The 14,371-nt window shown below is 47.5% G+C and carries 10 protein-coding genes; 8 read left to right on the forward strand and 2 right to left on the reverse strand.

Annotated features, from left to right (window positions below; all coding sequences use genetic code 11):
• The first annotated feature begins 174 nt into the window (after positions 1-174).
• From U0358_RS00760 to U0358_RS00775, 4 genes are all read left to right on the forward strand, one after another.
• On the forward strand, positions 175-2,715 hold the full coding sequence (locus U0358_RS00760) for a TonB-dependent receptor (protein ID WP_322406678.1): 2,541 nt from the start codon (positions 175-177) through the stop codon (positions 2,713-2,715).
• Between the two features lie 29 nt (positions 2,716-2,744).
• Positions 2,745-4,553 (forward strand): phytase, encoded by a 1,809-nt coding sequence (locus tag U0358_RS00765; RefSeq protein WP_322406679.1) that lies wholly within the window; start codon positions 2,745-2,747, stop codon positions 4,551-4,553.
• A gap of 154 nt (positions 4,554-4,707) precedes the next feature.
• Positions 4,708-6,054, forward strand: a complete 1,347-nt coding sequence (locus U0358_RS00770) for a nicotinate phosphoribosyltransferase (protein ID WP_322406680.1) — start codon at positions 4,708-4,710, stop codon at positions 6,052-6,054.
• A 25-nt stretch (positions 6,055-6,079) separates the two neighbouring features.
• Positions 6,080-6,637, forward strand: a complete 558-nt coding sequence (locus U0358_RS00775) for a nicotinamidase (protein WP_322406681.1) — start codon at positions 6,080-6,082, stop codon at positions 6,635-6,637.
• 11 nt (positions 6,638-6,648) lie between these two features.
• On the opposite strand, the gene U0358_RS00780 is transcribed toward U0358_RS00775, so the two are convergent.
• Together U0358_RS00780 and U0358_RS00785 are read right to left on the reverse strand one after the other, a co-directional pair.
• Positions 6,649-7,155, reverse strand: coding sequence for a macro domain-containing protein (locus U0358_RS00780; RefSeq protein WP_322406682.1), 507 nt, complete (start codon positions 7,153-7,155; stop codon positions 6,649-6,651).
• A gap of 41 nt (positions 7,156-7,196) precedes the next feature.
• A complete protein-coding gene (locus U0358_RS00785) occupies positions 7,197-7,844 on the reverse strand; it encodes a class I SAM-dependent methyltransferase (RefSeq protein ID WP_322406683.1) in 648 nt (215 codons plus the stop codon).
• Between the two features lie 150 nt (positions 7,845-7,994).
• Here U0358_RS00785 and U0358_RS00790 point away from each other — a divergent pair, with 150 nt between their 5' ends.
• The 4 genes from U0358_RS00790 to U0358_RS00805 all read left to right on the forward strand — a co-directional run bounded on the left by U0358_RS00790 (position 7,995) and on the right by U0358_RS00805 (position 14,324).
• Positions 7,995-9,155: a DUF418 domain-containing protein gene (locus tag U0358_RS00790; RefSeq protein ID WP_322407439.1), complete on the forward strand. Its 1,161-nt coding sequence runs from the start codon at positions 7,995-7,997 to the stop codon at positions 9,153-9,155.
• 153 nt (positions 9,156-9,308) lie between these two features.
• Positions 9,309-11,489 (forward strand): catalase/peroxidase HPI, encoded by a 2,181-nt coding sequence (katG, locus tag U0358_RS00795; RefSeq protein ID WP_322406684.1) that lies wholly within the window; start codon positions 9,309-9,311, stop codon positions 11,487-11,489.
• A gap of 144 nt (positions 11,490-11,633) precedes the next feature.
• Entirely contained in the window at positions 11,634-12,308 is a 675-nt protein-coding gene (locus tag U0358_RS00800) for an SDR family oxidoreductase (RefSeq protein WP_322406685.1), read from the forward strand.
• Between the two features lie 114 nt (positions 12,309-12,422).
• Complete coding sequence (locus U0358_RS00805; RefSeq protein ID WP_322406686.1) at positions 12,423-14,324, forward strand: cytochrome c/FTR1 family iron permease; 1,902 nt, start codon at positions 12,423-12,425, stop codon at positions 14,322-14,324.
• Positions 14,325-14,371 lie beyond the last annotated feature (47 nt).

The following is a 14,371-nucleotide window of genomic DNA, read 5'->3' on the forward strand; positions in this document are numbered from 1 at the left end:
ACAAAGACACTCTAACCTCCGGTTGTGACAGTTTGGTGACGCCGATTTCGCTTTCTGAGCTTAACTGACCCGCATCAAAAGAGCTCATAAGTGAGTGATATGCATCCTCATATTGTCACTTTTTGCTTTTAAGGTATGTCGCATCAATCAAAAAACGACAGGGTTTGAATGATTATGAAGAAGACATACTTAGCTTGGCTTATTGCCGTTTCATGTGGTGCAACATCGCCGCTTATGGCTCAGGAAACACAGGACGAGAGTACGGATAAAACAGCCGAAGAAAAGCGAATTGAAGAAGTACTGACTATTGGCTATAGCGACTCAATTAAACGTGCTGTGCAAGAGCAGCGCGAGTCTGGCGGTATTATCAATGTATTGAAAAAAGACGACATGGGTAATCTGAAGGACGATAGCGTTAGTGACGCATTACAACGAATTCCGGGTCTATCTGTAGAACGAGACCAGGGTGAAGGACGCTTTATTCGGATTCGTGGCTTAGCACCTGATTTGAACTCGGTTTCGTACAACGGTACCTCCCTGGCCGCTCCTGAAGCGGGCACCAGAGCTGTAGCGTTAGATGTTATTCCGGCGGATTTGTTGGAATCGGTTGTGGTTAACAAAACGCTGACCCCTGATATTTCTGCAGGTAGCCTTGGTGGGAATATTGAACTGAAAAGCATGACAGCCTTTGATCGCGAAGGCTCGTTCTACTCTTTTACTACCGATATTGGTTATAACGAGCAGGCCAGCGAAACGAACCCGAAAGTTTCCGGTGTTGTCAGCAACACCTTTGATGTCGGTGATAAAGCGGACAGTTTTGGTATCGCCTTTGCGGGTAGCTATCAGGATCGCTCATTTACTACCGACAACGTTGAAACGGGCGGTAACTGGGACTTGGATGAGCCGGGACTGGAAGAATTTGAGCAACGTGCCTATTCGGTTACCCGTGAGCGAACGGGGTTAGCCTTAAACCTCGATTATCGTCCTTCTGATGATTCTGAGTTCTACCTACGCTCGCTGTACAGTGAGTTTGCGGATACTGAAATTCGTCAGGGTATTGTGACTGAATTTTCTGATCCAATTGGCGCAGAAGCTAGTGCCGGCGGTGAAATTGTCCGTGAGCTTAAAGACCGTAAAGAAACCCAGGAAATTACAGCGATTGTGCTGGGTACTAAACAGAAATTTGATGACTGGCATGTCACTTTGGAGGCAGGTACCAGCAAAGCCAGCGAAGATCAGCCTTTTGCTATTGGTGGAGCCAAATTCACACAGGAATTCGATGACGGGCTGGGCTACTCCGGCGTCAAACGTTTAGGGTTAATTGCCCCGGACAGAGCTTATCAGGGGTCAGAATATGAAATTGATGAAGTGGAAGTAAGTGACGCCTACACCGAAGAAACAGAAAAGAACGTTAAGCTGGATGTGGCTTATGACTGGTTACAACCCAGCTATCAGGTCACCTTTAAAGGCGGTATTAAGTTAAGCCAGCGTGAAAAGTCAGCAGAAGAAAACATCTTTATTATGGAAGACTTTGCTGACCTTGGTGTTACCGGGCTAACGCTTGCTGACTACGAAACCTCGTCAAATGTTGAGTATGGCCTGGATCGGTTTGGCCCCGGCGCTTCCGCCGACAAACTCTGGGATATGGTTAATACCTTCGAGTTACAAAATTTCCGGGATGAAGTTGAATCGAGAATCGCCTCTTACGAAATTGATGAAGACATCAGTGCCGGTTACCTGATGGCCGACATGGGCTTTGGCAAGTGGCAGGTTATTGCTGGCGCACGTTATGAACATGAGGAACGCACCGGGCGCGGCAACCGTTATGACGACGAGTTGGAAACCTTTACACCGGTCTCGGATAAATTCAGCGACGCAAACTGGCTTCCTAGTGTGGTGACTCGCTACGACCTGAGTAAGGACACTATTATTCGTGCGGCCTACAGCACTGGTCTTGTCAGACCAAACTTTGAACAGGTCAGATCCAGCTACTATCTGGAAAATGACGACGGCGACCTGAAGGCTGAATTTGGTAACCCGGAACTTGAACCATTAACCACGCAGAACCTCGATTTCGGTATTGAGCATTACGACGACACTCTGGGCGTTATTTCCGCCATGGCCTTTTACAAAGACATTGAAAACTTTGTCTATGAGGCCGATGTTGCCGGGCGCCCGGGTTACGAAAACTTTGATGAAGCCGTAACTTACATCAACGGTGATGACGCTTACGTGTACGGTTTGGAAATTAACTTTGTGCACCAGGTGTCTGGTTTTGATAACTGGCTGGATAACTTCCTAATCAATACCAACCTGACTTTCACCGACTCGGAAGCAACCGTTGACTGGACTGATGATGGTCAGCTTGTGTCGCGCGACATTTCGCTGCCGAGTCAGTCTGATACCACCGCAAACTTTGCGCTTGGCTACGAAGTTTATGATGTCAGCTTACGCTTGGCTGCTAACTATAAGTCAAAGTATCTGGCTGAGCTTGGTGACGTTGAAGACAGTCGTTACGACATTTATGAAGACGACAATTTGACTCTGGACTTCTCCGCAAAATGGCTAATTAACGACCATGTCAGCCTTAGCTTTGCTGCCAACAACATTACCGACGAACCTTACTATGTTTACACCGGCCAGAAGAGCTATAACGCGCAGTACGAAAGCTATGGCCGCAGCTTTACTCTGGGTGTGCAGCTAATTAACTGGTAATACGAAATAACGGTATTTAAAGGATAACTATGAGAAATAAAATGATTTTAAGCGCAGTAGCATCAAGTTTGATGCTACTTGTCGCTTGCGGTACGTCAGCGACAGAAACGAATCTTCGCCATAAAGTCGCACTGAATAATGACTACCTGAAAGTTACTGCTGATGGACTAAGCCTGGGTGATAAACGCGTTGCCGAAGGCGATTTTTTCCACCTGCGGACTATGCCGTTAAGTAATGGTGAAACTTTAGTTGGAGCAATGGAAGGTAACACTCAGGAGCTGTTTCTCTGGCGTGCTAGCGGCAAAGATGTACAGCCGGTGTGGAAGGGCGAAATTACCAGCCGCGTGGTAGAGGATATCTGCTTTTACGAGAGTAACGAAAACCAGCAACTGTCTGTATTTCTGCTTGGCGGTCGTGGCGGTGCAGAACAGCGGTTGTTAAAGCAGGACGAAAAGTGGCTAAAAGAACCGCTGGTTGTCCGCAATATGAACGTACCTTTTGACAGTACGGCTTGTGTTGTATCGAACGCGGAACAAAAGCTGTACGTTGCCGAAGCGGATCAGGCTGTGTGGGCGTATAACGCAGAGCCGGAAGTGGATCAGGGGCGCGACTTAATTGCAGCAGCCAAGCCTTTTGGGGTTATTGAAGGCGAAGTGAAAGCGCTGGAGTTGCTAGATGATGGCAGTTTGCTGGTGCTGGAAGAAGAGCCGCCGCGGTTGTTGGTGTATCGCCAGAATGAGCAGGGTTTTAAGTTTGATAAAGCTTTTGCGATTGATGGCGCTGAAGCATTAACGGATGTGTCTGATTTAGGAAATGGCGAGCTATTGCTGACAGAAGAAGACATGACGGTAATGAGCAAGCTGACCATTGATACTCTGGAGTCAAAGCAGCGTCCGGTTAAAAAGCCAGTGTCTCAGGTTGAGGCAACTCTGCAGACTGAACCCTCACCGTTACGTGGCGATGCGATTGATGATCCCGCCGTTTGGGTACACCCGGAAACACCTGAGAAAAGCCGCATTTTGGGTACGGATAAGCGCACAGGTCTCTATGTTTATGACATGTCCGGTAACATTGTTCAGGAACTCCCTGTAGGCCGCCTCAATAATGTCGATGTTCGGGGCTCCTGGGCAGTTGCTTCTTTGCGTGACAATAACAGCCTGCAATTGTTTGATATTAGCGCAGACGGAGGGCTTTCGGTTGGCACTAATACCCTCACTGACATTGAAGAAATTTACGGTCTTTGCATGGGTTATAACGAAGCGACAGAACAGGCCTCTGTTTATGTAAACGGCAAATCGGGTGTTATTCAGCAGTTTGTTATAAGCAACGACGGCAAGATGGAAAAAGTAAGAGAATTGAGCGTTCCTTCTCAGCCAGAAGGTTGTGTTGTCGATGATAAAACGCAACGTTTATTCGTTGGTGAAGAGGACGTTGCAGTATGGTTATTTGATGCTGCAGAGGATGGTTCAACCTCCGGTGAAGCCATTATTAATGTTGACCAACATGAAGAGCTGGTTGACGACATTGAAGGCGTTAGCTTTGCCCAAGTTGATAGCAGAGACTTGTTGTTTGTTTCCAGTCAGGGCAACGACAGTTACATTGTCTTTGAAGGGCAGGCACCCTGGTCGTTGCTCTCGCACTTCCGTATTCGCACCAATACTGAATTAGCTATTGATGGCGCATCAGAAACCGATGGCATTGACGTAACAACTCAGTCTCTGGGTAAAGGGTTTGAGCAAGGCGCTTTTATTGTTCAGGACGGACGTAACCGCATGCCGGAAGCGGGTCAGAACCTTAAACTGGTGCCCTTAGAGAATATTCTGAAAACCATTAAGTAAGTAGTTACTTCTTACATACTTACTGACAAAGCCGTCCGGTAGTTAAAGCTGTCGGGCGGCTTTTTTCTTACTGCCTGAAGTTGCTGCTTTCTGGCTACATAAAAGCGAGTGCATTGTCTAGACTTAGTGCAAAGACTCTAAATAGAGGAAAGCTATGACAGGTACTGAGCGGCAAGACCTTGGACTATTCACAGATTTGTATCAGCTCACAATGCTCGATGCGTATTTACAGGAAGGCATGCAAGAGGACGCGGTTTTTACGTTGTTTGTCCGGCGACTTCCGAATGAGCGAAAGTTTCTTCTGGCTGCGGGCTTAGATCCCCTGCTTGAAACCATAGAAAACCTGTCGTTCAGCGATGACGATTTGCGCTACCTAAAAGAGCAAAACTTTTCTCAACAGCTTATCGATTATCTTCGCGATTTTGAGTTTACCGGGCAGGTCAGAGCGCTTCCTGAGGGTACGGTATTCTTTGAAAACGAACCCATTGTCGAGATTAAAGCGCCGCTGCCACAGGCGCAGCTTATTGAAACTCTGGTAATGAATCAGATACACCTGCAAACGTTATTGGCATCAAAGGGAGCACGAGTTGCCCACGCGGCAGAGCAGCGGCCGGTTCTGGACTTTGGTGCACGCAGGGTACATGGCATCGATGCCGGCAAAAAAGGCAGCCGGGCACTGTATTTAAGTGGTATTGCAGCCACCTCAAATATGCTGGCTGCGCGAACTTATGGTTTACCCGTAGCCGGTACCATGGCGCACAGCTATATTCAGGCTCATGAATCCGAATATCAGGCATTAAAAAACTTCACCAAAGTATTTCCAGAAACGATCTTACTGATAGATACCATCGATACCTTAAAAGGCGTAGAAAAAGTTATTCAGTTGGCCAATGAGCTGGGCGATGACTTTAAAGTAAAAGGCATTCGGCTGGACTCCGGTGATTTGGGTGAGCTTGCTGTTAAAGCCAGAAAGCTGCTGGACGAACATAATCTTAACCATTTAGAAATTATTGCCAGCGGCGGACTGGATGAACATAAAATTGCTCAGCTAATAGCTGACAAAGCACCAATTGATGGTTTTGGTGTCGGCACCGGCATGGGTGTCTCCGACGACGCAGCGGCACTTGATATGGCCTACAAACTGGTTGAATACGCGGGTAAGGGGCGTTTGAAGCTTTCCAGTGGCAAGCCTGTCCTGCCCGGCGAAAAGCAAGTTTTTCGCGAGGCTGGAGACAACTTCCGCCGCGACATTATTGCTCGTGCAGAAGAGCAGTTACCCGGAGAACCATTGCTGACAAAAGTGATGCAAAGCGGCAAAAGGTTGCCTTCTCACCAGCGCGACATTGAAGAAATTCGACAGTACGCGCAGCAACAGTTAAATAAATTACCTGAGTATGTCTCCTCAATAAGCAGCAAGGAGAAATCTTATCCGGTCGAGATAAGCGATAAGCTAGCGAGCTACCAGAAAGAAATAACCGAACACCTTAAACAAGAGGGTTAGCCCAGGTTTTAAGCGGAGGATATTCATGAAAGCGACTTTTGAACAAAACGATGCACTGATCATTGTGGATGTACAAAACGATTTTTGTCCGGGCGGCAAGCTGGCGCTGGATGAAGGCGACGAGGTTGTGCCCGTTATTAATGCACTGAGCGCTCAGGCTCAGGAGGCGGGCATTCCGGTCTTTGTTTCAAGAGACTGGCATCCGCGCCATCATGTGAGTTTTGACGAGCGCGGCGGGCCATGGCCCGAGCATTGTGTGCAGGATACTAAGGGCGCTGAGTTTCACCCTGATCTTATTGTGCCCGAGAACGCCCGTTTAATTTCTAAAGGGGCTCGCTTCGATATTGATCAATATTCTGCGTTCGATAAAACAGGGCTGGTTTCGGAGCTTGTGCATCTGAATATCAAACGCGTATGGGTTGTCGGCCTGGCTCTGGAAGTTTGTGTAAAAGCTACGGCGGTAGACGCTGCAAAAAATGACTATGAAACCATTTTAGTGGAAGAGGGCACCCGCTTTATCGATAGAGCCGACGCTGAGAAAGCCAGAGAAGAGCTCAGAGAGGCAGGTGTTATCTTTAAATAATCATCCAGGAATCAATTATTAAGCGCTTGTTGATAATAGGCAAAGTTACTGTCACTGAATAAAACAAAACGTATCAACTTGAGATGGCTGAGCTTTTCAACATGCGCTTTTACGGTTTTTATTGCTAAATCTGTTGCTTCTTCGAAAGGGTAACCAAAAGCGCCAGTTGATATGGCCGGAAAAGCAATAGACTCGATTTTGTGCTTTTCGGTTAACTCCAGAGCATTTTTATAGCAGTCTGCCAGCAACTTATCGCTGGGTTCATCCGAGCCGTATACCGGGCCTAAGCAATGGATAACGTACTTATTGGGCAGATCGAAGGCCTCAGTTATTACGGCTTCCCCTGGTTTAATCGGCGCTAGCGAGCGTGTCGCTTTCTCAAGTTCCGGGCCAGCTGCTCTGTGAATGGCTCCGGCGACACCACCACCCGTTTGCAGTTTGGCGTTCGCAGCGTTAACAATGGCTTCTATTTCAGTTTGTTGGTTAATATCACCGTGTACACATTCGTATTTCATCATCGTCCTCCGTGCCGTCCTTTTTATAAGATAGTGCATTAGATTCAAAGAGCGACTTTGTTTTTCCTAAACAAAATGACACGATCATTGACTATTTCAAGTTCTAATCGGAAATGCCGGGCTATCCACTGTATGGTTTCTGGTGTGTAAAAGCTGATATGGGTGGGGTCTCCTTTGTAGCTCCACAGGTTAAAGTCGTCAGCCGTTTCTTTTGTGAACATGCAGGTCATTACTCCCAGCCAGCCGCCGGGTTTGATCAGGCCAATTAACTGCGCCCAGCTCTTATCGGGCTCCCGAAAGTGTTCTGCGACTTCGGTGCAGGTGACAAAGTCGTACTGACAACTCAGCTGACCGGTATCCGGCGCGTAATAGATGTCATAAACAGACATCTTCATTCCCTGTTTTTCAAGCATCAAATTCAATGTTGGACCGGGGCCGGAACCAAAATCAAGACCTTCCATACCCGGAGACAGTTTCTCCAGTAAAGGGGTTGTCAGGTGGTTTAAAAACGCACGGTAGCCAAGATCGTTTGGGCCATTTTCATGATAGTCGTAAATGAGCTTCTCTTCGGCTTGAGACAGCAGGGTGTCAGGGTCTGCGAAAATAAGGTCGCACTCCGTGCAGCGAAAATACTGACGCTTTTTATCTGCACAAAAAGGCTGGGATATTGAGGAACATAGAGTACATTGCATGGGGGTATGCTACCTCAGAGATTTCGAGTAAGCTAGTTTTTGATGACGGTAACCGACCAGAGAAATATGACAGCGTGTTCTATAAATTCCAGTCAGCGCATTGAGTTACTCGACATTCTCAGAGGCTTCTCTTTGCTGGGTATCTTGTTGATGAACATGGCGTTTTTTCAAAGCCCTCTAACAACGATTTCATTAGGCGTTGAAGGTAACGAAAGTGGCATTGATTACGCGATAGCCTGGAGCCTTTTTGTTTTTGCCGAAGGAAAATTCTACACCATGTTTTCCTTATTATTCGGTATTGGTTTTGTCATTTTTTATGACAGAGCGAAGCAAAAAAGCAATTTACCGAAGTGGTTGTTCTTCCGGCGTATCATAGTGCTTGGTCTTATTGGTGTAGCCCATGCTGTTTTTGTCTGGGCGGGGGATATTTTATTCATCTATTCTATAGCCGGACTGTTTCTATTGTTTTTTGTCAGAACCTCTGCGAGCAGGCTGTGGAAGTGGGGATTATTTTTTATCGCTTTGCCCGTTGCGCTTTTATGGTTATCTGCAGTTTCAATTCACTCTTCGAGCCAATCGTCAGAAGAAATACAGCAATATCAGATAGATGTTAACGAAATGCAAAGCTCTTTATCTGAGGTGGCAAGTTTTGCCAGCGAGGCATATGCCACTGGCGTTTATGAAAAAGTAACTGAAGCACGTATTGAGGAATTTGCTTTAATTTTTAGCAGTGAGATTGTCTTTACAATTTCGACCTTTCTGGGGCTATTCCTTCTGGGCGCAGCTCTTAGTCGGAGTGGGGTTTTTACAAGCTCCGAGTCCCAAACTAAAGTTTATAACAAGCTCCTCATTTGGGGAGGAATACCGGGAATTTCCGCTGCGCTATACGCAAGTGCCTTACCGGCTACTGAAATGATTTTGCTGACAGTTAATGCGGCTTTGCTTTATTCGTTAATGCAAATTTCGTCTTTAGGGTTGTGCGTAGCTTATATGGCTTTTATTGCTTTAATGTTTTGTCGTAATAAAAAGCAGAATTGTATTTTGAAGAATATGGCTCCGGCTGGCCGTATGGCTTTGACAAATTATTTACTGCAATCCTTGTGTTTCACCACGTTATTCTATGGCTACGGATTTGGCTTATATGGCGAGCTGGGGAGGTTTGAAATGATGTTACTGGCTCTCGCTTTTTGGCTCTGTCAGTTAACATTAAGTCAGTGGTGGCTGCAGTACTTTAACTATGGGCCTTTCGAGTGGCTATGGCGCTTGGCTACCTATGGTCGCTGGCAAACATTCAAAAAAGTGAGACGTTGAGTGTTAGCGGCATTCCGATCCACCCTCTTATTTGAGCTGTATCTATAAAACCTATCAAAGCAAACGAAATCTTGCCTTTGAGTATGTCACTGTGTGTTGCTATAACTTACATAACAAGTAATCGATTTGAGCACAGAAAATAAGGAAAGCTAAATGACTAAATCAAGTGGTGGCGGTAAATGCCCTATCATGCACGGCAGCATGACCTCTGAGAAGAAAACAAACACCCATTGGTGGCCAAACTCGTTGAAGCTGGAAATTCTGCGTCAGCACGACACCAAAGCCAACCCAATGGATGAAGAATTTAACTACGCGGAAGAGTTCAAAAAAATTGACTTAGAAGAGTTAAAGCAAGATCTGAAAAACTTTATGACCGACAGCCAGGAGTGGTGGCCAGCAGACTGGGGCCATTATGGTGGTTTAATGATTCGTATGGCCTGGCACTCGGCGGGTTCTTACCGATTAGCTGATGGCCGTGGCGGCGGCGGTACAGGTAACCAACGCTTCGCGCCGTTAAACAGTTGGCCGGACAACGTAAGCTTAGACAAAGCGCGTCGGCTATTGTGGCCAATTAAGAAAAAATACGGCAACAAATTGTCTTGGGCTGACTTGTTCATTTTGGCCGGTACTATGGCTTATGAGTCCATGGGTCTTAAAACCTTTGGTTTTGCCGGTGGTCGTGAGGACATCTGGCACCCTGAAGAAGACACTTACTGGGGTAGCGAGAAAGAATGGCTGGCGGAAACGAAAAACCGTTACAGTTCAGATGAAAAGCGTGATTCACTGGAGAACCCACTGGCCGCAGTGCAAATGGGCTTAATTTACGTGAACCCTGAAGGCGTTGACGGTCAGCCTGACCCGCTTCGTTCCGCAAAAGACGTACGCGAAACCTTTAAACGTATGGCAATGAACGACGAAGAAACCTGTGCGTTAACCGCAGGTGGCCATACTGTGGGTAAGTGTCACGGTAATGGTAAAGAAGAGAACTTAGGTCCTGAGCCGGAAGCGGCAGATGTGGAAGAGCAGGGCATGGGCTGGCGCAACAGCGGCGGCAAAGGCGTTGGTCGCGACACCATGAGCAGTGGTATTGAAGGCGCTTGGACGACCAACCCAACTCAGTGGGACAACGGTTACTTCTACCTGCTGTTTAACTACGAGTGGGAACTGAAGAAAAGCCCGGCCGGTGCGTGGCAGTGGGAGCCTATCGATATTAAAGAGGAAGACAAGCCAGTTGACGTCGAAGATCCGTCCATTCGTCATAACCCCATTATGACAGACGCTGATATGGCAATGAAAATGGATCCGGACTATCGCAAAATTGCGGAGAAGTTTTATAACGACCCTGAGTATTTTGCCGATGTATTCGCCCGCGCCTGGTTCAAACTGACGCACCGCGACTTGGGTCCAAAAGACCGTTATTTAGGCCCGGACGTGCCGGAAGAAGACCTGATTTGGCAGGACCCGATTCCGAAAGTGGATTACACCCTAAGCGAGCAAGAAATTGCTGACTTGAAAGAGAAATTATTAAACACAGAGTTAACCTCTTACGAGCTGATTTCTTCCGCATGGGATAGCGCACGTACCTTCCGGTGTTCGGATTTCCGTGGCGGCGCAAATGGCGCTCGCATTCGCTTAGCGCCGCAAAAAGACTGGCACGGTAACGAACCGGAAAAGCTGCACAAAGTCCTTCGTGTACTAGAAGAACTGCAGTCGACGCTGGATAAAAAAGTCAGCTTGGCCGACTTGATTGTACTTGGCGGTACGGCAGCCGTTGAGAAAGCTGCAAAAGATGCTGGTTATAACGTAACGGCTCCATTCGCGCCGGGCCGTGGTGATGCAACCGACGAACAGACCGATGTAGAAAGCTTTGAGCCTTTAGAGCCATTGCATGACGGTTACCGTAACTATCTGAAAAAAGATTACGCGGTACCGGCGGAAGAGCTGATGCTCGATCGCACCCATTTGATGGGCTTAACGGCACCAGAAATGACGGTTCTTGTCGGTGGTATGCGTGCTTTAGGTGCGAACTACGGTGAGTCTGAGCACGGTGTATTCACTGACCGGGCCGGTACGTTAACCAACGACTTTTTCGTTAATCTGACCGACATGAACAATGTCTGGAAGAAAGCGGATGACCATTACGAAGTTCGCGATCGCAAAACTGACGAGCTGAAGTGGACAGCAAGCCGCATTGACTTAGTCTTCGGTTCAAACTCTATTCTACGTTCGTATTCAGAGTTGTACGCTCAAGACGACAACCAGGAGAAGTTTGTAAAAGACTTTGTGAAAGCCTGGACTAAAGTCATGAACGCAGACCGTTTTGATTTAGCTTAATACTGAATTAGCTGGTTAATGAAAAGGGGCGCTTAGTATTAAGCGCCCCTTTTTTGTTCTCCATGGTTTCGTTGGTGGGTCGTTGATCGCTAAGCGAAGCAGAAGAGTACAATAGAGGTAGAAATACGAACTTAAGGAGGAAGTATGTCCAAAGTATTATTGATAACAGGTGCCTCAAGCGGTATTGGTGAAGCTACTGCCCGAAAAGCGGCGAAAGAGGGTTTAAAACTGATATTAACGGCGCGTCGGAAAGAAAAACTGGATGCGCTGGTTAAGGAGTTTGGTGCGGATAATGCCATTGGCGTGGCTGCCGATGCCGGAAATTATGACGAGTTAGCCGAGGCTGTAAAGCAGGGCGTTGATAAATTTGGTCAGCTGGATGCGGTATTTGCTAACGCCGGAACCGGGGTTTCGAGCGCAGGAACCGAAGAGGGCGACCCGGATGAATGGAAGTCTATGGTGGATGTGAACATCAATGGTCTTCTGTACACGGCTAAACTGACCTTGCCGCACTTGCGTAAAACTACCGGCCACTTTTTGATGACAGGCTCTGCCGCCGGGCGAATTACACTAAAAGGTTCGGTTTATGGTGCGACTAAGTGGTTCGTTCATGGCTTTGCCCAGAACCTGGCCGAAGAAATGAAAGAGTGGAACGGCCGTTGTACAACCATAGCCCCGGGTATGGTTAATACGCCGTTTTTCGACGAACCTAAGCCGGACAAACTAGACCCTGAAGACGTTGCTGACGCGGTGTTGTACTCAATAAATGCCAATTCGCGTAATTGTGTGCGTGAAGTGTTCTTAATGCCAGCGTATTGATTCAGCTCAGGTTAAGAGACATTATAGATAAACGACAATAGTTATCATTTAATCCCCCTCAAGGCTCCTGTATAATTTGAAGTCTGATTATGACATGAGCCTTGAGGAGTACTCGTGTTTTCCCGATTCTTTTTCCCTATTGCCTTAATAGGCACATTACTTTTCTCCGGTCAGGCTTTGGCCAGTTCTTCAGCGGATACTCAAAGTTCTGATATGCGTCAGTTATTGCAGCTGGCGGAATACGTTGGCGTAGATTATTCCGAAGCGGTAGCCAATGGTGAAGTCATTAACCCCGATGAATACAGTGAAATGAACGAGTTCGCCGGCCTCATTGGTGAAAAAACTGAACAGGCGCCGCAGGCGGTGCAAGCCGAAGTGCGTCAGCTGGTGGATAAGCTCAAGCAGCTGATTAATGATAAAGCCGATCCGGAAGCGGTGGTTACGCTAACCAGTGAGCTAAGAGACACCCTGTTGTCGGCTCTGCCAAAATTAAGTCTGCCATCGAAATTGGCAAGTGAAGCGCAGGTGAAACAGCTATTTCAACAAAATTGTGCTGCCTGTCATGGTGCAAGTGGCCAGGGAGGTGGTCCCGGTGCAGCCGGACTGGAGCCTGCGCCTACCAACTTTACCGATCGTGAACGCGCCAATAACCGCTCATTACTTGGGTTGTTTGACGCGGTGTCCGATGGCATCGACGGCACGGCAATGGCGTCTTTTAGCCATTTAAGCGAAGAAGAGCGGTGGGCGTTAACCTTTTACGTGGGCAGTCTGGCGTTTAATGACAGTGCTGACTCTGAGCAAAAAGTCGCGTTGAACGAACTCATTAATTACAGCCCAAATACCTTATTGCAGCGCGGTATTTCGTCTAACGCTATTGATTACTCTCGTACTCACGCCCGTAATTACTTTTCTGAAAGCTCAGTAAACAGTCCTATTGCAATTGCCCAGACAACCCTTGGTCAGGCTTTAAAGGCGTACCAACAAGACAATTACAGCGAAGCTAAGCGGTTGGCTATTTCGGCGTATCTCGATGGTTTCGAGTTAGCTGAAAACTCCCTTAATGCCAAAGCTCCGGAGCTAATGCGAACCATAGAGCGTGACATGATGGCGTTGCGTGGGGTTATCAGCAAACCCGGCAAGCTGCAGCAGGTAGAGCAAATGACAGCGCAGTTGCAACGGGAACTGGACGTCGCGGCGAATACACTGTCGGAAGATCAGCTTTCAGAGTCTGCATTGTTTGCGGCAAGCGTCGTTATTCTGTTACGCGAAGGGCTTGAAGCCTTACTCATTGTGCTGGCAATTGGCACAGTACTGGCGCGTTCCGGACGCAAAGACGGCCTGCGTTATGTGCACGCGGGATGGATCACGGCGCTGATTGCGGGTGTTGGCACCTGGCTGGTGGCGGAATACTTTATCAGCATTAGTGGTGCCAGCCGTGAGATTATTGAAGGTGGGGCGGCGTTGCTGGCCGCCGTTATACTGTTCTATGTGGGTTACTGGATGCACAGCAAAACCCAGTCACAACAGTGGCAACGCTTTATTCAGGAAAAAGTTCAGACTCAGCTAAAGCAGGGCGCTTTATGGGGCTTTGCCGGTCTTGCCTTTTTAGCCGTGTATCGAGAAGTGTTTGAAACCGTCTTGTTCTATCAGTCTTTGTTATTGCAGGCGCAGGACAATGGCAGCAGTGTCGCCTACGGTTTTGTCTTTGGCCTGGTGGTTCTGGCGCTGGTGGCCTGGGCTGTCATTAAATACTCAGTCAAACTGCCAATGAATACGTTTTTCAAGTTCACAACGTACATCATTCTGGCGCTGGTCTTTATTTTGCTGGGCAAAGGCATTAGCGCCCTGCAGGAAGCTGCCTGGTTTAGTCATACGGCGTTTCCAGTGGATGTCACCTTTGACTGGCTGGGTATTTACGCCAGCTGGGAGACTTTAAGTGCGCAACTGGTGTATTTGATTCTTGTGATGGTTTTATTTAAACGGCAGATTTCATCAAAATTGAATAAAGTCGTCTAAAAACTGTCATATTAAGTCTTTAACATGCACCACAACTTAACATTGTT

The organism is Idiomarina sp. PL1-037 (genome assembly GCF_034422975.1).
Lineage (GTDB): Bacteria > Pseudomonadota > Gammaproteobacteria > Enterobacterales > Alteromonadaceae > Idiomarina.

Bases quoted from the DNA above. Each gene is read 5' to 3' on its own strand.
- U0358_RS00760 (WP_322406678.1), top strand. From the start codon at position 175: ATGAAGAAGACATACTTAGCTTGGCTTATTGCCGTTTCATGTGGTGCA.
- U0358_RS00765 (WP_322406679.1), top strand. From the start codon at position 2,745: ATGAGAAATAAAATGATTTTAAGCGCAGTAGCATCAAGTTTGATGCTA.
- U0358_RS00770 (WP_322406680.1), top strand. From the start codon at position 4,708: ATGACAGGTACTGAGCGGCAAGACCTTGGACTATTCACAGATTTGTAT.
- U0358_RS00775 (WP_322406681.1), top strand. From the start codon at position 6,080: ATGAAAGCGACTTTTGAACAAAACGATGCACTGATCATTGTGGATGTA.
- U0358_RS00780 (WP_322406682.1), bottom strand. From the start codon at position 7,155: ATGATGAAATACGAATGTGTACACGGTGATATTAACCAACAAACTGAA.
- U0358_RS00785 (WP_322406683.1), bottom strand. From the start codon at position 7,844: ATGCAATGTACTCTATGTTCCTCAATATCCCAGCCTTTTTGTGCAGAT.
- U0358_RS00790 (WP_322407439.1), top strand. From the start codon at position 7,995: ATGAACATGGCGTTTTTTCAAAGCCCTCTAACAACGATTTCATTAGGC.
- katG (WP_322406684.1), top strand. From the start codon at position 9,309: ATGACTAAATCAAGTGGTGGCGGTAAATGCCCTATCATGCACGGCAGC.
- U0358_RS00800 (WP_322406685.1), top strand. From the start codon at position 11,634: ATGTCCAAAGTATTATTGATAACAGGTGCCTCAAGCGGTATTGGTGAA.